General features: G+C 26.5%; 18 protein-coding genes. 4 read left to right on the forward strand and 14 right to left on the reverse strand.

The window, feature by feature from the left end; genetic code table 11:
* Positions 1–88 precede the first annotated feature (88 nt).
* The gene (locus TVTCOM_RS18570) at positions 89–1,171 is read right to left on the reverse strand and encodes a hypothetical protein (RefSeq protein WP_434797724.1); all 1,083 of its coding nucleotides are present in this window, start codon (positions 1,169–1,171) and stop codon (positions 89–91) included.
* A 134-nt stretch (positions 1,172–1,305) separates the two neighbouring features.
* On the opposite strand from TVTCOM_RS18570, the gene TVTCOM_RS18575 reads away from it, so the two are divergent.
* Together TVTCOM_RS18575 and TVTCOM_RS18580 are read left to right on the forward strand one after the other, a co-directional pair.
* Positions 1,306–2,040 (forward strand): HAD family hydrolase, encoded by a 735-nt coding sequence (locus TVTCOM_RS18575; RefSeq protein WP_434797725.1) that lies wholly within the window; start codon positions 1,306–1,308, stop codon positions 2,038–2,040.
* Positions 2,041–2,067: 27 nt separating this feature from the next.
* Positions 2,068–2,847 (forward strand): hypothetical protein, encoded by a 780-nt coding sequence (locus TVTCOM_RS18580; protein WP_434797726.1) that lies wholly within the window; start codon positions 2,068–2,070, stop codon positions 2,845–2,847.
* A 48-nt stretch (positions 2,848–2,895) separates the two neighbouring features.
* Here the strand turns inward: TVTCOM_RS18580 and TVTCOM_RS18585 are convergent, their stop codons facing one another.
* From TVTCOM_RS18585 to TVTCOM_RS18600, 4 genes are all read right to left on the reverse strand, one after another.
* Positions 2,896–3,384, reverse strand: coding sequence for a hypothetical protein (locus tag TVTCOM_RS18585; protein ID WP_434797727.1), 489 nt, complete (start codon positions 3,382–3,384; stop codon positions 2,896–2,898).
* Positions 3,385–3,400: 16 nt separating this feature from the next.
* Positions 3,401–3,823, reverse strand: a complete 423-nt coding sequence (locus tag TVTCOM_RS18590) for a CDC27 family protein (protein WP_434797728.1) — start codon at positions 3,821–3,823, stop codon at positions 3,401–3,403.
* Positions 3,816–4,652: a DUF5685 family protein gene (locus TVTCOM_RS18595; RefSeq protein ID WP_434797729.1), complete on the reverse strand. Its 837-nt coding sequence runs from the start codon at positions 4,650–4,652 to the stop codon at positions 3,816–3,818. Before TVTCOM_RS18595 ends, TVTCOM_RS18590 begins: the two co-directional genes overlap by 8 nt.
* 278 nt (positions 4,653–4,930) lie before the next feature.
* Complete coding sequence (locus TVTCOM_RS18600; protein WP_434797730.1) at positions 4,931–5,194, reverse strand: hypothetical protein; 264 nt, start codon at positions 5,192–5,194, stop codon at positions 4,931–4,933.
* Between the two features lie 290 nt (positions 5,195–5,484).
* On the opposite strand from TVTCOM_RS18600, the gene TVTCOM_RS18605 reads away from it, so the two are divergent.
* Together TVTCOM_RS18605 and TVTCOM_RS18610 are read left to right on the forward strand one after the other, a co-directional pair.
* On the forward strand, positions 5,485–9,096 hold the full coding sequence (locus TVTCOM_RS18605) for an efflux RND transporter permease subunit (protein ID WP_434797731.1): 3,612 nt from the start codon (positions 5,485–5,487) through the stop codon (positions 9,094–9,096).
* 2 nt (positions 9,097–9,098) lie between these two features.
* Entirely contained in the window at positions 9,099–9,719 is a 621-nt protein-coding gene (locus tag TVTCOM_RS18610; RefSeq protein WP_434797732.1) for a TetR/AcrR family transcriptional regulator, read from the forward strand.
* A gap of 66 nt (positions 9,720–9,785) precedes the next feature.
* Here the strand turns inward: TVTCOM_RS18610 and htpG are convergent, their stop codons facing one another.
* The 9 genes from htpG to TVTCOM_RS18655 form a co-directional block, all read right to left on the reverse strand.
* A complete protein-coding gene (gene htpG, locus TVTCOM_RS18615; protein WP_434797733.1) occupies positions 9,786–11,654 on the reverse strand; it encodes a molecular chaperone HtpG in 1,869 nt (622 codons plus the stop codon).
* A 204-nt stretch (positions 11,655–11,858) separates the two neighbouring features.
* Complete coding sequence (locus TVTCOM_RS18620) at positions 11,859–12,299, reverse strand: Hsp20/alpha crystallin family protein (protein ID WP_434797734.1); 441 nt, start codon at positions 12,297–12,299, stop codon at positions 11,859–11,861.
* 370 nt (positions 12,300–12,669) lie between these two features.
* Positions 12,670–12,822 (reverse strand): hypothetical protein, encoded by a 153-nt coding sequence (locus TVTCOM_RS18625; protein ID WP_434797735.1) that lies wholly within the window; start codon positions 12,820–12,822, stop codon positions 12,670–12,672.
* A complete protein-coding gene (locus tag TVTCOM_RS18630) occupies positions 12,794–13,033 on the reverse strand; it encodes a hypothetical protein (RefSeq protein ID WP_434799770.1) in 240 nt (79 codons plus the stop codon). Before TVTCOM_RS18630 ends, TVTCOM_RS18625 begins: the two co-directional genes overlap by 29 nt.
* Before the next feature lie 139 nt (positions 13,034–13,172).
* Complete coding sequence (locus tag TVTCOM_RS18635; RefSeq protein ID WP_434797736.1) at positions 13,173–14,144, reverse strand: hypothetical protein; 972 nt, start codon at positions 14,142–14,144, stop codon at positions 13,173–13,175.
* Positions 14,125–14,364, reverse strand: a complete 240-nt coding sequence (locus tag TVTCOM_RS18640; RefSeq protein ID WP_434797737.1) for a helix-turn-helix domain-containing protein — start codon at positions 14,362–14,364, stop codon at positions 14,125–14,127. Before TVTCOM_RS18640 ends, TVTCOM_RS18635 begins: the two co-directional genes overlap by 20 nt.
* 20 nt (positions 14,365–14,384) lie before the next feature.
* Positions 14,385–15,344, reverse strand: coding sequence for a hypothetical protein (locus TVTCOM_RS18645; RefSeq protein WP_434797738.1), 960 nt, complete (start codon positions 15,342–15,344; stop codon positions 14,385–14,387).
* 154 nt (positions 15,345–15,498) lie between these two features.
* The gene (locus TVTCOM_RS18650; protein ID WP_434797739.1) at positions 15,499–16,656 is read right to left on the reverse strand and encodes a hypothetical protein; all 1,158 of its coding nucleotides are present in this window, start codon (positions 16,654–16,656) and stop codon (positions 15,499–15,501) included.
* 12 nt (positions 16,657–16,668) lie between these two features.
* Positions 16,669–17,550 (reverse strand): ABC transporter ATP-binding protein, encoded by an 882-nt coding sequence (locus TVTCOM_RS18655; protein ID WP_434797740.1) that lies wholly within the window; start codon positions 17,548–17,550, stop codon positions 16,669–16,671.

The raw sequence follows: 17,550 nt of genomic DNA on the forward strand, positions 1-17,550 counted from the left end.
ATTCCCCCAATATTATAAATACAAAAAAGGGCATTCTAGTTATACTAGCATTGCCCTTCTTTTTTTGTTCTAATATGAACATTTACTTTTAATCTAAAAAATCTTCAAAGTCATCAGATCCAGATTCTACAAAATCATAAAGAATATTTTCTTCAAAGTAATAACTTTCATCAACTTTTAAATACTCTTTATATTTAGCCATTAGTAGCTTATTAATGTATTTTCTATCTCTTTCTGAATAAGTTCCTACAAAAAATTCATCACCTAACTGATAATATATTGATTTTATATCATTATTTATTACATAAATATCTTTCTTTACATGATTGTTATTAAAATTAAATCTAGTAAAGAATATGCCTTCCTCCATTTCACTTTTTAACATAAATGGATTATCATTATGAAATTCCATTAGAAATTCATCCTTATTTTTAATTTTATAAACATCTATAAATTCAGATTTTGATATTTCATCAAAAACTTCAAAATCATATATAGGTTCTTTGTCTGTAACTAATAAAGATTTAATTCTAAAGTTATCTTTTTCTTTACATATATTGAAAGCTATTTTACAAGTATAATATCCATCTTCGTCCTCATATAAAGCTTCGCTAATATATACTTGTTCACTTCTTTTGATTACTTTATTCTTTAAAAGAGCTCCATTAATTTTCGTTATATAATTATTTGATATTTCTTCGCTGCCAGAAAAATATTTTAAACTTTCTCTATCTCTAGCTATAAATCTCATTGTCATATAATTTATAAATTCAACTTCATCATAAACCCTTTTACTTATAATAGGATAAACTTCATCTAGAGTTAAATTACTTTTATAATTTGTTATTACATCTATATACTCTTCAGTGTCTCCCGGTAATTCTTTATCATACTCTAGATTTTTATTACCAAAATGATTTATTAAAAATAAAGCTACCTCTTCTTTAACTAGTATTCTGCTCTCTCCTAGACCACCCATTAATCGTTCTTCCTCATTACAAGCTTCTTTTGATGTAGGATTTTTTAAACTAACATAATCAGCAATTCCTAGTCCTTCTCCATCCAATAAAAAATATTGGTATATATTATTGTCATTATTCTCATATTTAATAGTAAGACCCATACTTCCCATAAGTCTAGATTTTGTTATCTTGGCATAATCAAATGTCATCAAATCACATCCTTAATACTTTTATAATTATTAAATAGTTAAAATTCATATTTTATTTTCTATTTGTAATTATAGTTTACAACAAAATTGAATTTTATAATATAATAAAGTAAATACTTAGATGAGGTGATTCAATGAAAAATATAGGAGCTTTTTTTGATATTGACGGAACTATCTACAGAGACTCCCTGATGGTAGAGCATTTCAAAAAGCTTATTAAATACGAAATAGTTGATCAAAAAGCTTGGGTTGCTCATGCTAGAGATACTTTTTTAGATTGGGATAAAAGACAAGCAAATTACGATGATTATCTACTAGAAATATGTGACTTATATGTTAAATCACTACAAAATGTAGATAAGTCTTGTATAGATTTTACTAGTGATCAAGTTATTGCATTAAAAGCTGAACGTGTTTATAAATATACTCGTTCAAGAATTAAATGGCATTTGGATAATGGTCACAAAGTTATATTTATATCTGGTAGCCCAAATTTTTTAGTTGAAAAAATGGCTAAAAAATACGGTGCCTCAGATTATGTTGGTAGTGATTATATATTTGAAGATGGAAAATTTAACGGAACTGTAATTCCTATGTGGGATGCAAAAAGTAAAAATGTAGCTATAGATAGTTTTGTTGAAAAGTATGATATAGATTTAAGTCAATCTTATGCTTATGGAGATACTAACGGAGATATTAATATGCTTAAGCGCGTAGGTAATCCAATTGCTATAAATCCAACTAATGAATTATTAAATCATATGATAGAAGATAAGAGCTTACATGACAAAGCACAAATAATTGTAGAAAGAAAAGATATTGTATATTCTTTGGATTGCAATGTAAAAAGATTTGATATAGGCTTATAGTATATTATTTGTACGGAGGATGATAGTTTGAAAATCAACGAAAAAATACTAAGCTTTAGCGATATATCTAATGATTTAGATGAAATAAGAAAAAAACTATACTTTGAGTCTCCTGAAATCTGGATTGATTTTTCAGATAAAGTAGGAGAGCAAAATCTAGATGAAATGGTACTTTTTTATGCTACTAAATTTAACTATTTATCTATCTTAAAATATGTAATAGATAATAATGTTATAGACTTAAATATTCCATCTAAAAATAAAAGTTACTCATCTATTAAAAAACATCTTTTAGCTACAGCAAAGGATTATAAAAGTTATGATGTTTACAATTACTTAGATGATGATTGCAAATTAAGTGAGGAGAATACAGAAGCAGACACAAATAAATCATCAGAAGTAAAAGAAGAAAAAAATCATAAGGATTACTTCCCTGTTTTCCTTTGTCCTCACTGTAATACAAACATACTTAAATTAGGTTATAAAGTATATGAAGAAATAAGCTTTGCTTTTTCTCAAGATAAAAGTAATTCCCAAGAATTAAGCAGAAAAAGAGATACTAAAGTTTTCTGTAGTAATTGCAATAATAATATTGATAATGTTACAACAGAATTGTTAGAGAATATATGCTCTATTCATAATTGTAAAAAATGTGGAAAAGATTTAACTGAAATAGGAATTACTGAAAAAATAAAGATGAAATTTAATGAAGAAAGCAACAAATTTGTAAGTAATGAAAAAACTTATAATTGTCCTTCTTGTGATGAAGAATTAAATGAATCTCAAAAAAAATATTTTGATTTATAATATAAAAGGAGACTATAAAGTTATAAAATACTTAATAGTCTCTTTTATTTATCTTTTTACAAATCTTCTAAGTTTATCATTATAAAAATCTATAAATTGAGAATATACAAAGTCATAAACTATAAAAGCTATCTCAAATATTAATATGGTAAAAATATTAATTGGAATATACACAAATTGTTTTAAGATTATATACGCAAATATTATAAGTATATTTGCCACTATAATTTTCAATATATATTCTTGGATAAAACTTCTATCTTTTTCTATTATATATTTTACTAAACCATAAATACCAAATGTAAAAATATATAATATCCATTGTGCTTTGTTTGCCATAATCATAAAGCTTAATAAAACAGATCCTATATAGAATATAATCCCTGCTCTAGGTCCATATTCCATAATCACAATAGCTATTGGCAAAGATGCCAAACCTAAAAGAAATAACGTATTTATGGGTATTATATTAACCAACAATAATAAAATAATATTTAAGGATAATAATATACCACCATAGGCAACTTTTCTACTCATGATTATTCATCATCTCCTAGAAACAAGTACATAAATCTCCTCCACAGCATTCACAGCATGAATCACATACAAATAAAGTACATAAATTGCTACAACAGTCATCATCACAGCAACAACAACAGCAACCAGGTGAGTCATAACGTCTATTTCTATTGTAGTTATAAGAACGTTTGTCATAATCATTTCTATAATTATTGTATCTATTATAAGCATAAACATATTCCTTATTATTAGAATCCATAAACTTAGCTCTTTTTAGAAAGTCTTCTCCTTCTTCATAGTATCCAATATTCATAGCAGATAATCCTGTTAAGTAATACCACTCACTACATTTTTCATTTATGCTTTGTAAAAAATTATATGCTTTTTTAAAATCTTTATTTTCAATCATTCTCCTTGCTTTCATAAAACAGTCATTTTCATAAACATTACTATACATTATTCCCACATCCTTTTTCTAATATATTTTTATATCTTAAATATACACCAGAATAAACTATATTTTCTATAATTCCTCTGTTTAATTGTAAATTTAAGTTATCGATTGACGATGCTAACAATCCTAAAGATATACTAATTAATCTGTCAACTTTCAATTTTAATGCTTCTTTATTGTCTATATATTCTATAAATGGATTATACCTTCCTTTTTTATAGTCATCATCTAAATCTTCGTAGGCATCTAATATATAAATGTATTTCCCTATATTAAAGCCTACCCTTCTTAAATCTTCTTCATACTCATCATTCTTGTAAGAAAAAATTTCCCCCATTAGCTCGCCGAAAGTATTTGATACTTTATCTATATTGCAATTTCCTTCTTTCTCCAATTGATTAAGTAAGTTCATTTGTTCTTTAATAATTTTTGATTTATTAGGATACTTTTCATGAGCCAATTTTAATTTGCCCTTATAAATATTATAAGCTAAAATGTCCTTTATTCCTTTATCATCTAATAAATTATCTTCTAATTTATAATATGTTAATAGTGTATTCATACTTGCCGCATATTCTGTTATTTCATTTATTATTTTTTTCTTCTTTTTAAATGGACTAACTATACAAACTTCTTCTACAATATTAGTTTTAGGTTTATAAATAGCTGTAAGAATCACGATTAAAAAAGTAATATCATAATTTAAACCTAGTCTAGATATTTCTCCATGATTTTCTTTTAAGTATTTACACAATCCACAATAATATCCTTTGTAGTCTTCAAACTCTCTGAAAGTTAAGTCCATTTTATTTATTCTCACATATCCAAACATATTTATTTCCTTCCTAAGTTATATCTATCAATTAATTATATAATACTACAACATTTTTTATTATTATACAGTTATAAGGTTAAATTATAATTTTTACTTATTGTCTAAGCATTATATATTATCTAAAATAAAATATGTCAGTATACAGAAAATTTTTATGTATACTGCTGAAGAATTTGAAAAGCTAGTTAATTATAATTAACATAAAGAATAAGGAAATGATATTTTGTATCATTTCCTTATTTATATTGAAATAAAATTATTCCTTTAACTTATGCTTACAAAGTAAACCTTATGGATTTATTATCACTATCTTCTATTGCTAAAACTTCTAGATCTTTATAATTTCTAAATAACCATTTTATATCTGTCATTATTTGACTCACTTGCTTTTTATCCAATTTCCCAATACAATACTCCTCTCTTTTTTCTGCAAACTCCTTTGATACTAAAAAATTTTTAATCGCTGCATAAGCTATTGTATTTGGAATAGAATTACCAGTTTCTTTTGAACGTTTACTTCCTTTCATGTACATCTTCATATAATATCCTCCTGAATATTTCTTAATCTATTATATATCTATATATATGAATACATACCTTATTTAAATGCTTATTAAGTATAAATGATATACGTTATAAACACCTCTATTGAGAATAAAGTAAAATAAATTTCAATTTAAATTTTCCATTTTATTGAAATCAACATACAACATGACTACAATTAAACATATCTGACCGACTAGTCGGTTTTATAATTAAGAAAGAGGTGAAATATTTGCTACCAAAATTCAGTGTAAGAAAACCCTTAACTGTCTTTGTTTCTGTAATTATGATATTAATGTTAGGATTTGTATCTTTCACAAAAATGACCCCAGACTTATTACCTAGCATAGATTTACCTTATGTAATTGCTATGACTACATATCCTGGTTCTAGCCCAGAAAAAATTGAAACAACAGTTACAAAGCCAATTGAACAAGCCGTTTCAACTACAAGTGGAATTAAGAATGTAACTTCCGTTTCAAACGAGAACTACAGTGTAGTAATCCTAGAGTTTAATCAAGATACAAATATGGATACTGCCATGCTAGATCTAAACGGTAAAATAGATCTAATTAAAGATTCTTTAGAAGATGGTGTTGGAGCAACTACTTTAATGCAACTTAACCCAGACATGATGCCTGTTATGACATTAAGTATCGATGTAGATAATATGGATATTGAAGAAGTCTCTACATATGTTAACAATGAAATAATCCCTAGGTTTGAGCGTATAAACGGTGTTGCCTCTGTAACAGGTGTTGGTTTAGTAGAAAAACAGTTAGAAATATCTTTAAACAAAGATAAAATCGACGAATTAAATAAAAAACTAAAATCAAGCGTCACTGCTAAATTAGATCAGCAACAAAGTCAACTTAATAGTGCCAAATCAGAAATACAAAATGGAAAAACTGCCCTAGAAAAACAAAGTAATACTCAAATGAAAAAACTTCTTGAAGCTAGTAGCCAACTTCAATCTGGTATAAACCAATTAGAAAGTATGGCTGGTATTTTAAATTCAACAGGTTCTAGCAAAGAAGATTTAGAAAAATATATTGCTAACACAACTACTACTCTAAATGATACTAAATCAAAATTAAAAGAATTAAAGAAACAACTGAATGATTTACCAGAAGATTCTACTGTTGATAAAGAAAAATTACAAGAAGATATATCAAATTTGGAAGCTATTATAACCCCTTTAGAAAAGGCCATATCAAATGCAGGCCAAGGAGTAGGCGCAGTAGACTCACTAGAAACATTGAAAAATCAACAAAAAGAATTAGAAAGTGCTAAACTTACTCTTTCTCAAGAATTAACAAAAGCTACTGTACAACTTTCTGTAAGTGAATCACAAATAAAATCTGCTGAAACTCAGTTAAATGAAGCTAGAAAGCAAGCCTTAGAATCAGCAGACATAACAAATAAAATCACTCCAGAAACAATAAATCAAATTCTAACAGCAGAGAATTTTTCCATGCCTGCTGGATATATATCTGATGACGAAACTGAGTATTCTGTAAAAGTAGGAGATAAATTCACTTCTATAAATGAAGTTAAAAATTTAATATTATTTTCTATGGATGACATTGGTAATGTGCACCTTAAAGATATAGCCAATGTAAAAATGTCTGACAATTCGTCAGATAGTTATACAAACATAAATGGAAATGCTGGTGTTATGCTATCTTTCCAAAAAACTAGTACTGCCTCAACTACTAACGTGTGTAACGAAATAAATAAAGTAATTAAGGATTTAAATAATAGTAATAATAAATTGCATATTCTTTCTTTAATGGATCAAGGCGTTTATATAGATTTTATTATATCTAGTGTGCTTGATAACCTAATTTATGGTGGTATACTCGCAATTTTTGTTTTACTAATATTCTTAAAAAGTATAAAACCAACTATAGTAATTGCCTTTAGTATTCCTATAAGTTTATTATTTGCCATTGTTTTGATGTACTTTAGTGGTGTTACATTAAATATTATTTCTCTATCAGGTTTAGCCCTTGGAGTTGGGATGCTAGTTGATAATAGTATAGTTGTTATTGAAAATATTTATAGACTAAGAAATCAAGGAATTGGCAAATTTAAAGCTGCTGTATACGGAGCTAGACAAGTATCTGGAGCAATCTTTGCTTCCACACTTACTACTATTTGTGTATTCTTACCTATTGTTTTTACTGAAGGTATAACTAGACAATTATTTACAGATATGGGACTTACAATAGCATACTCCTTAATTGCCAGTTTAATCGTCGCCTTAACTTTAGTACCGTGTATGGCATCAAATTTACTATCTAATGTAAATGAGAAGTCTCATCCTTTATTTGATAAAATGATTGATGGCTATGAAAAATTACTAAGACTATGCTTAAGGTTTAAACCTATTGTTTTATGTTTTTCTGTATTACTATTGATAATTGCCGCTTTTGCAACAACTAAAATAGGAACATCTTTTATGCCAAAAATGGATTCACCACAAATGATGGCAACTATTAATATAGATAGTGATCTTCCAAAAGAGGAAGCTCGACATATTACAGATCAAGTTGTACAACAAGTTTTAACAATTGATGATGTTGAAGGCATTGGAGCTATGAATTCGTCAGGTACCATGTCATTTGGTTCTTCTTCAAATAATCCTAATAATATGTCTGCTTACGTTATTTTAAAAGAGGATAAAAAGAAAACAAATGATGAAATTTCAGAAGAAATAAAAGAAAAAACAAAATCTCTTAATTGTGAAGTTACAGTTTCTTCTTCGTCTATGGATACTTCTTCTTTTGGAGGATCTGGATTGAAAATAATTGTTAAAGGTAATGATTTAGATGAACTTAAGAAAATTTCTGATGATTTGGTAAGTATGCTCTCCAATATAGAAGGTACTACCGATATCAATGGCGGTATGGGTATAACTGCTAAGGAAGAAAAAATTGTAATCAATAAAAATAAAGCTATGAAGTATGGATTAACAGTGGCTCAAGTATTCCAACAAGTTTCTTCCAAATTATCAACAGAAACTACTTCGACTACTTTGACAATAAATTCTGAGGACTATCCAGTAATTATTGTAAATCATGATACTTCAGATCTAGATAAATTAAAAAATGTTGAAATAACTGGAACAAAAGGAACTGAATCTGTTTCAGTAAAATTAAAAGATATTTCCTCTATAGAAATGACTGATACTCCTACTTCTATAAATCACGATAATCAAACTAGATATATATCTGTAACAGCTAGTATTGATTCTAAACACAATATTGGTTTAGTAAGTAAGGAAGTTCAATCAAAATTAGATAGTTATAAAGCGCCTATTGGATATGAAGTAAAAATGGGTGGTGAAACTGAATCTATTAATCAAGCTATTAGTGACTTAATTAAAATGATTGCTCTTGCCATAGCGTTTATTTACTTAATAATGGTCGCACAATTCCAATCATTATTGTCACCATTTATAGTAATGTTTACTATACCTCTTGCATTTACTGGTGGTTTACTGGCATTAATTATAACTGGTCAAGAATTAAGTGTTATATCTATGTTAGGATTTTTAGTTCTTGCTGGTGTAGTTGTTAATAACGGTATAGTTTTTGTTGATTATGTGAATCAATTACGTATAAGTGGATTAAATAAAAAAGAAGCTCTTATAGAGGCTGGACGTACTCGTATGAGACCTATACTTATGACTGCTTTAACAACAATACTAGCCATGTCTACAATGGCACTGGGAGTTGGCATGGGTTCTGAAATGTCACAAGCTTTAGCTATAGTAACTATAGGTGGTTTAGCTTACGCTACCCTATTAACTTTATTTGTTGTCCCTACTTTATACGATATATTACATCGTCGTAAAGAATTAAGACAGATTATCATCGATGAGGAGGACTAAACATGAACAGAAAATATGCAGAAAAAGAATTACTAATATTTGAAGGATTCAAGAAAATAATCACTGATAACAGCAATATTGAAAGTATTAAAGTGTCTGATATTGCAAAAGCTGCTGGAATTGGAAAAGGTACAATTTATGAATATTTTAAAAGTAAGGATGAAATTATAGCCAGATCAATAATTTATAATTTTAAAATAGACATTATAAATACTATTGAAGCCATAAAAGAAGTTTCTACTTTTAAAGAACAGTGTAACCATCTATTTCATTACAGTATTAGCAGTGGAAAATTCATCTTTCCTTCTTTAAGAATACTATATAATCAAGTTATACCAAAAGAATTAAATAATATTATACTTGAAGATTTTAAGGAAATTTTAGATTTAAAAACTCAACTTTATAATTTATTAGATTATGTAATTAATACTGGAATAGATGAAAATATTATTAATAAAGATTTAAGCAAGGATTATCAAAGATATGTACTTATAAGCTCTTCCATGGGTATTATCAATAAAATAACTGCTAATCACTTTCAACAAATTAATTTAAGTGATGATGAATCTATTAATATTCAAAAGGATTTTGCTTATACTATGATATTAAAATCCTTGGCTTAATAATAAAACTCCCTCTGAGAATTCTAAGAGGGAGTTTTATTATTTACATTTTATATTAATAATGATTTATAAAGCTATTACCTTACTCATTAAAGAATTACTTCTTTTTATAAATAAATCTAATTCTTCTGCATTTAATTCTTTATTTGCAAGTAGAGCTAAATCTACTATTTGATTACAAATTACATCTATTTCTTCTTTTTTATCTTCATTGTCTTTTAGTGAAACTAATTTTTTTACTAATGGATTATTATTATTTATAACTAATGTTTTTTCTTCTTTTAAGTCCATGCCAAAATTCATTCCAGCAAATCTTGATTGCATTTCCATCATTCTTCTAGACTCTTCTGATACTAAAATCATAGCTGGTGTTTCTTCATTTTTAAGACTTTCCACTGAGTATTTTTCTACTCTTTCATTTATAACAGACTTGAATAATGAAGTTATTTTTTCATTTTCTTCTTTATTCTCTTCATTATTATTGTCCTTTAGTACATCTGATAAATCTGAGTCTATTCGGTTAAACTTAGTTCCCATTTCTTTATATTCTATAAATGAAATAAAGTTATTGTCTATTGTACTATCTAGTACAACTGCATTTAGTCCATAATCTTTAAATAGTTTAACATATTGAGATTGTTGATCCACATTATTTACATAGAAAACTTTATTTTCATGTTTTTCTTTTGCTGCTTCTAGGTAATCTGTTAATGTTATATATTTTCCATCTATATCTTTATACAAGATATAATCTTTTACTTTGTCATAGAAACCTTCATCTTTTAAACAACCAAACTTGATGAATATTTGTATATCATCCCAGAATTTTTCATACTCTTCTCTATTATTTTTGCATAAAGATTTAAGTTTATCTGCAACCTTTTTAACTATATGCTTAGATATTTTACTTACATCTCTGTCATTTTGTAAGAAACTTCTAGACACATTTAGTGGTAAGTCTGGACAGTCTATTACACCTTTTAGTAATAATAAGAATTCTGGTATAACTTCTTTTATATTATCTGCTACGAATACCTGATTATTATAAAGTTTCACCTTGCCTTCTACTAATTCAAACTCGTTATTTAGCTTAGGGAAGTAAAGAATTCCTTTTAAGTTAAATGGATAATCCACATTTAAATGAATCCAGAATAATGGCTCATCAAATACATTGAATACTTTTCTGTAAAATTCTTTATATTCTTCATCTGTACAATCTTTAGGTGATTTTAGCCATAATGGATTAGTATCATTTAATGGTGTTGGTTCAACTTTTTCTGCATCTTCTTTAACTTCTGCATCTTCGTCTTCCACATATATTTCAACAGGTAAGAAAGAACAGTATTTATTTATTATGCTTCTTACTTCATATTCATTTAAAAATTCTTCACTATCTTCAGCTAAGAATAATGTTATTGTCGTTCCTCTTGTCGTTCTTGTTCCTGATGAACTTATTTCAAATTCAGTTCCACCTTCTGATATCCATCTTACAGGCTCTGCTCCCTCTTGGAAAGATAATGTGTCTATTTCAACCTTTGTAGATACCATAAATGCTGAATAAAATCCTAATCCAAAGTGACCTATAATATCAGTTTCTTCCATTCTATCTTTATACTTATTGAAGAAGTCTTCTGCACCAGAAAAAGCAACTTGATTTATGTATTTATCTACTTCTTCTACTGTCATTCCTATACCATTGTCGCTGAATTTTATAGTTTTATTGTTCTTACTTACTGATACTGTAATTTTGTACTCTTCATCTTGAGAATTTTTAACTTCGCCAAGAGAAACAAGTCTTTTATATTTGCTTACAGCATCGCAACCATTACTTATTAATTCTCTTATAAAAATGTCTTTGTCTGAGTATAACCATTTCTTAATTATTGGAAAAATATTTTCTGTATCAATTGAAATACTACCTTTTGTTACTTCCATGTTTATCCTCCTTAAACTTATACCTTTATAGTAATTAATTATATTCATAATCATAAAATGCAAGGTGGTGGGAATAAATAACCTTGCATTTTAAGGGCTTTAATTTAATTTTAACACTTACTATTTATTCCCATTTTAATTATAAAACCTTTTTATTAGCACTGTCAAGTATTGAGTGCTAATAAAAATTAAAATTTTTTATTGCTAGTCAATAGTAATATATTTTATATCTTCTTGTTTTTTTCCTACTTCTTTAGGGAATATAAGCTCCAATATTCCATTGTTAAAACTTGCCTTTATATCTTCTTCTTTTAGGCCTTCTCCTACATAAAAACTTCTTGAACATTTACCACAATATCTTTCTCTTCTTATATAGTTTCCTTTTTCATCTTTATCTTCTTTTGATGTATTCTTTTGTGCTGTTATTGTTAAATATCCATCTTTAAGCTGTGCTTTTATATCCGATTTATCATATCCTGGTAAATCCATATCAAGAATATAGTTATTATCTTTTTCTTGTATATCTGTTTTCATAAGTTTTGTTGTTGATCCACTATTTGTAAAGAATGGATCTCTGAACATATCATCAAACATATTGTCAAATAAACTAAATCCTAAATTATTGTTTCTTGGTACTAATTTCATAATTAATTCCTCCTTACATTTATCTCATTACCTTCCTTAAGTAAAAAGATAAGTTTAAATTTTAATATTATTTTTTGTTTATGCACTATGATTTGTTCTTTGTTTGTTTTCTTACTTATTATTATAGTCTTTTTGTTAGCACTGTCAAGTTATGAGTGCTAATTTTTTTATTTTTTTCTCTATTAATTATTGCATTAGTAATATTGTAAAATACGTATAAAAAAGCCCATACATAAACAGGCTTTTTAGTAAATTATAAAGTGTATGTCATTTTTTTAAATATATTTCCATCTAGTACGTATTTTTTTCCTTCAAATTTATCATTTAGTATTTTATATTCTATAAATGTTTTAGAAACTCTTACTAGTAATTAGTTATTACTATTTTCAACTAAATAATAACCGTCCATATTATTTAGTGAATCTACAACTTGCAAAACACCTGGTTGAACAATAAAATCAACTACAGATTCCATTTTATTAAGTTTTTTTCCTCTAACTAATGGATATTGTAATTTTGGCATTTGGAAATTTAGCTTTTACAACAGCATCGCATTTGCATCTGCAATTTCCACTTTTCTTATACTGGTCAATATCAATATCTTCTCTCATAACTGAATTATGATTATCCTCAATATTATTTACTAAATAATCAATAGTCATATTAAATAATTTAGCTATATTTTGTAAATTATTTATGTCAGGTATTCCTCCATCATTCTCCCATTTCGTAATTGCTTGTCTAGATACATTTAGTTTTTATGCTACGTTGCGTAGCATTGGCTTATTTACAATATTTATTTAAATAAAAATACACACAGAATATAAATTTCCCATGTGCATCAATCGCCATTTTATTATTACTTTTTTTAATTTACTTCTTTATATATAAATTTTTAGGAATTACTATATTATCTTCATTAGCATAATTACAAAGATGATCAGTCTCATCATTATTTATTTTATCTCTATCATAAATAGTACGTTTAGTAATTTCTTTACCATTTTTGTCAATACAAGTTTCTTCTACTATTATATATGCTGTATTTTTACTTATTTTAAATTCATAGTTATTACCCTTGTGTACAATTCCCTTAGTATTTATAACTTTATCACTACTATTCATTTCTTTTATTTTTATACTTTTTAATTCATCTACTGGCTCAATTGTTACTGTATAAGTAAATTTTTCACTTTTACTATTTGAGCCCTTATTATTTATAATTTTATTTGTATCATTACTACTTGCTGATATTGATGATGAACATTCATCCTTACCATCAACATGAATACTATTACCTTCTCTTACAGTATAATACTTTTCACCCTCTTTGATTATAGGATTAAATTGAATGATTCCCTTAAACTTGCTTGTAACATATATCGTAGCTTCAATTTTATTCTCTTCAGAAGTTATATTTATATCAGGTTCTGGTACTGTCTCCGTATCTTCTGTAGTAATAATTTCTTTACTATTTTCCTCTGTATTAACATTTAAACTAAATTTTGTATTTCGAAATATATTATCACCAGCGATTACGTTTGTTTTATTTTCACCTTCTCCTTTTTTATGTAAGAAAATTGCATATCCCTTTAAATCTCCAAAATTATATTTATCTAAACCTTCATCTAATATATTCTCGTCAAAAGTTCCATAATATTTTTTATTTTCATCATCAAAAGTGTACTCTTTACCATCTAATTCATAAGTAATAAATGTTCCACACAAGTTTTCTGTTTCTTTGTACTGGCTATCCTCTTTTGCTAATTGACAACCAGATAAATTAAGTACACTTCCTATTACTAAAATCAAACTTAATATTTTCTTATTGACTTGAATTTTCATCCTCATTATCCCCCAATTCACCATCAAATTTTAATATATCCCCTATTTCACAGTCTAAATAAAAACAAATTTTGTTTATAGTTTCAAATCTTACACCTTTAGCCTTGCCACTTCTAAGTATAGAAAGATTAGCTTCCGTAATTCCTATTATTTTGGCAAGTTCTTTAGATGTCATTTGTTTTTTCTTCAATACATCTTCTAAGTGTACTTCTATTCCCATTTCTTGCCTCCTTATCTTAACTAAATAATTGTGTTATTATCATCGTATAAACTCTTGCTTTCTTGAAAATATTTACATAATATTATTCCCACAAAAGCAACTATTAAAGGTATAAATGGCACACTTAAAAACATATTAATATCTCTTATACTAGAAGCTGAAATTAACTGTATACCATTTATAAATAAAGAAGATATAACTGATAAATATACTGTTATTTTGCTGTATTCATATATCTTTTTAATTCCTTCTAACACAGCTTCTCCATATTGATTTTCTCTAAAATCATTGATAAGCTTTATTCCAACAAACATGACTATCATAGACATTATCATTGGAGACACTGATAAAATATATTTTATTATATAGAATAAAAATCCAGAGTTATTTGCTTTGTTTAAAAGCTCAAACATTCCAAAATAGAAAATTAATATTATATTTGATATTAAAAATAAAACTAAAATTATTTGAAGGCTTTTTAAGGCTTTTTTATTATTAGTTTTTTCTTGTGATGATAAGGATTTTGATGATAATAATACAAAATAACTAATTATTATAATATAAAACATCATTGATACAGATAACTTTCCAAAACTTATAAAATTTGAACTACCGTATAGTTCATCAGGTAATAGAGAATAAAGCTCCATAGGATTTATAAATTGATATATTACGTAAAATAAATATGCACTTATGCCTATTAATATATAATCTATTTCTTTGTTATTTCCTTTTTTATATTTGCACAGATAAATAAATGTAGGTATGAGACAAATTAGCATGTAAATAAGTAAAGCCACAATATTTCCAATGATTGATGCAAGAGATAATCTTCTAAGACTCTCTCCTATTAAATCAAACGGGTAGTACATAATATAAAGGCTACTTTCTGCTTTTAAAACAAATAACATTATAAAACTTAATACTAATGATACTATTGATGTTATTGCTAGTATCTTTTTTATATTTAATATATTCATAAATATTTCCCCCTTATATATTCCAATTATTGTAAAACAATAATTATAATATAATAGTAACAGCTTAATTATTGTTTTACAATAATATTGGTAATAATTCTAAGGTAATATAAAAATGCACATAGAAAGTATTTTCCCATGTGCATTAAATTAATTATATAGTTTGTTTTTTTCCAAAATATTTTATTAAATATATTACAATTGGTATAAATAGAATTACTAAACTTATTAATACAGTTGAATATAATACGGGTGTTCCAAAAATATTATAAGTACTAGGATTTACAAACATACCAACTACCCTAACAGCCTCTGCTAAATTTATTTCTCTAAAGATCCTTCCTATAGAATCTATTGGAATAAAATTACCCAAGAACATTGGAACATAGTACAAACCTAAACTTAATAATAGAGATATCATGTTGTTCTTTACTAATAATGACATTAGCATAGTTACTAAGGAGTATAATATTGTTCCTATAAAACTTATTCCTAATCCTGCTATATAAAAATCAATAACTCTCATGTGAAAAGGTGTATTTCTATAATATTTAAACAATTCCAAAGGTTTGTCCCATCCTACAAAATCATATATTAACGCTCCCACCATATATACACTATTTATTATAATAAATATTATTGCTGTAAATATTAAGCCAGTTATCATCTTAGACAAAACCATCTTATTCTTTCCATATTTACAACTTAACATTATTTGTGCACTATTACTTTGATATTCATCACTAAATATGGCAGCTAATCCTACTGCTATTAGTGTGGTTATCAAAGTTGCTATCACATTAAAATCCGTAGTCAATATCCAGCCATGAGAGAAATAAAATTTTGACTCTTCTACATTTTTCACTTTTTCATATATAAAATTAAGGTTCTTATATTCATATGTATCTGTTTTATTTTCATTTTTCAACTCATTTATTTCATCTTTCATTTCATTTATTGTATAGTATTTGTTATTTATTATATATGTTGGATCTGTTGCTTTCATTGTATCGTATAGATAGTTCATGTAAACAATTTCTTTTTTACTAAGTTTTTCTCCACTACTTTTCTTTTCTTTTAAATCATTTATCATTTTTTCTGCCTTAATCACACTTTCTTCTGTAATAGCCTTACCTTCGTACTCTTTCATAACGCTATACACATCATCTATATGATCTAACCCTTGATATTTAACATATACACTTTCAGCAACTACATTAAAAATTCCAAATAAAATGGTTAATAACAAAGCTATGCGTACTGACTTTTTAGAAAATATTTTATATAACTCAAATTTTATCAAATCTAACATTTCAAAATCCCCCTATATACTGACACTTTCATTAAAATAATATAAAAATACATCTTCTAAATTTGGCTCTTCTTCTATGTATTTAAATTTATTTATATTAGGTTTTTTATCTCCAACTACTCTTACGCTAATGCCACTATTATTTCTTATCATACTAGATATTTTAAACTTATTTTCAACCTCTTCTAAATCACATTCATTAACACTTAGTGTGTACACCTTACCTCTAACAGTATCTAAAATATCCTCTAGTGAAGATTTTTCAACTAATTTCCCATCTTTCATAACAAGTACTTCGTTCGCTATAAACTCTATATCGGAAACTATATGTGTTGATAGTATTACTATTTTTCCTTTAGATAATTGGGCTATTAAGTTTTTAAATCTTATCCTTTCATTTGGATCAAGACCTGCCGTAGGTTCATCTAATATAAGTATTTTAGGATCATTTAAAAGAGCTTGTGCAATTCCCAATCTTTGCTTCATACCTCCTGAAAACTTTCCTATTCTTTTTTTTCTATCTTGTTCTAAATTAACAAATTTTAAAAGTTCATCAATTTTGCTTTTCTCAATATTTTTATCTACACCTTTTAACGCTGCTACATAATATAAAAATTTTTCTGCTGTAAAATTTTTATAAAATCCTATATATTGGGGCACATATCCAATTAAGTCTCTATATTCAGCACCTAGCTTACTTTTACTTTCTCCATTTACTAAAATATCTCCACTACTTGGACTGGATACGTCTGCAAGTATTCTCATAAGGGTTGTTTTTCCTGAACCATTTGGTCCAAGTAGACCATATATTCCACTATTTAAAGTCACGTTAAATTTATCAACAGCTATTTTATCTTTAAATTCTTTACTTATATTCTTTATAACAAGTTCCAT

The organism is Terrisporobacter vanillatitrophus, from assembly GCF_051148895.1.
In the GTDB taxonomy this organism is placed as follows: domain Bacteria; phylum Bacillota; class Clostridia; order Peptostreptococcales; family Peptostreptococcaceae; genus Terrisporobacter; species Terrisporobacter vanillatitrophus.

Coding starts and splice junctions, on each gene's coding strand:
- TVTCOM_RS18570 (WP_434797724.1), bottom strand. CDS start 1,171: ATGACATTTGATTATGCCAAGATAACAAAATCTAGACTTATGGGAAGT.
- TVTCOM_RS18575 (WP_434797725.1), top strand. CDS start 1,306: ATGAAAAATATAGGAGCTTTTTTTGATATTGACGGAACTATCTACAGA.
- TVTCOM_RS18585 (WP_434797727.1), bottom strand. CDS start 3,384: ATGAGTAGAAAAGTTGCCTATGGTGGTATATTATTATCCTTAAATATT.
- TVTCOM_RS18590 (WP_434797728.1), bottom strand. CDS start 3,823: ATGTATAGTAATGTTTATGAAAATGACTGTTTTATGAAAGCAAGGAGA.
- TVTCOM_RS18595 (WP_434797729.1), bottom strand. CDS start 4,652: ATGTTTGGATATGTGAGAATAAATAAAATGGACTTAACTTTCAGAGAG.
- TVTCOM_RS18600 (WP_434797730.1), bottom strand. CDS start 5,194: ATGAAGATGTACATGAAAGGAAGTAAACGTTCAAAAGAAACTGGTAAT.
- TVTCOM_RS18605 (WP_434797731.1), top strand. CDS start 5,485: ATGATATTAATGTTAGGATTTGTATCTTTCACAAAAATGACCCCAGAC.
- TVTCOM_RS18610 (WP_434797732.1), top strand. CDS start 9,099: ATGAACAGAAAATATGCAGAAAAAGAATTACTAATATTTGAAGGATTC.
- htpG (WP_434797733.1), bottom strand. CDS start 11,654: ATGGAAGTAACAAAAGGTAGTATTTCAATTGATACAGAAAATATTTTT.
- TVTCOM_RS18620 (WP_434797734.1), bottom strand. CDS start 12,299: ATGAAATTAGTACCAAGAAACAATAATTTAGGATTTAGTTTATTTGAC.
- TVTCOM_RS18625 (WP_434797735.1), bottom strand. CDS start 12,822: ATGCCAAAATTACAATATCCATTAGTTAGAGGAAAAAAACTTAATAAA.
- TVTCOM_RS18635 (WP_434797736.1), bottom strand. CDS start 14,144: ATGAAAATTCAAGTCAATAAGAAAATATTAAGTTTGATTTTAGTAATA.
- TVTCOM_RS18640 (WP_434797737.1), bottom strand. CDS start 14,364: ATGGGAATAGAAGTACACTTAGAAGATGTATTGAAGAAAAAACAAATG.
- TVTCOM_RS18645 (WP_434797738.1), bottom strand. CDS start 15,344: ATGAATATATTAAATATAAAAAAGATACTAGCAATAACATCAATAGTA.
- TVTCOM_RS18650 (WP_434797739.1), bottom strand. CDS start 16,656: ATGTTAGATTTGATAAAATTTGAGTTATATAAAATATTTTCTAAAAAG.
- TVTCOM_RS18655 (WP_434797740.1), bottom strand. CDS start 17,550: ATGGAACTTGTTATAAAGAATATAAGTAAAGAATTTAAAGATAAAATA.